This is a genomic window from Adlercreutzia sp. DFI.6.23, assembly GCF_024462535.1.
In the GTDB taxonomy this organism is placed as follows: Bacteria; Actinomycetota; Coriobacteriia; order Coriobacteriales; family Eggerthellaceae; genus Adlercreutzia; species Adlercreutzia rubneri.
Window position 1 is genome coordinate 1 of sequence record NZ_JANGBP010000639.1, and the last position, 295, is coordinate 295.

Annotated in this window: 1 protein-coding gene; it reads left to right on the plus strand. The window is 64.4% G+C overall.

The features are described 5' to 3' along the window. Window positions 1-288 (plus strand): DmsC/YnfH family molybdoenzyme membrane anchor subunit (locus NE591_RS14875; RefSeq protein ID WP_256157059.1); only part of this gene is annotated, 288 nt, incomplete at its 5' end. Window positions 289-295 lie beyond the last annotated feature (7 nt).

The window sequence follows — 295 nt, forward strand, 5'->3', positions numbered from 1 at the left end:
CTGGCCATCGTCGTGTCCCTGGCGCTGCCCTTCGCGACGGGCGACTCCTATCGGATGAGCGCCATTCCCGTGTGGGACACCATGCTGCTGCCTCTGTACTACGTGGTGGCCACGGTGATGCTCGGCGGCCTGGCTGCCATGATCATCGCTGGCGCCACGAAAGCTGAGGACGCCGTGAAGCTGTCCGCCACCGTGGCCTTCATCGGCGCCGTGGTGTGCGCCATCGTGAGCGTCATCTACGCGGTCGCTATCTCCGGCATGGGCGCGAACTATACCGAGTTGGAGTAGTACTTCG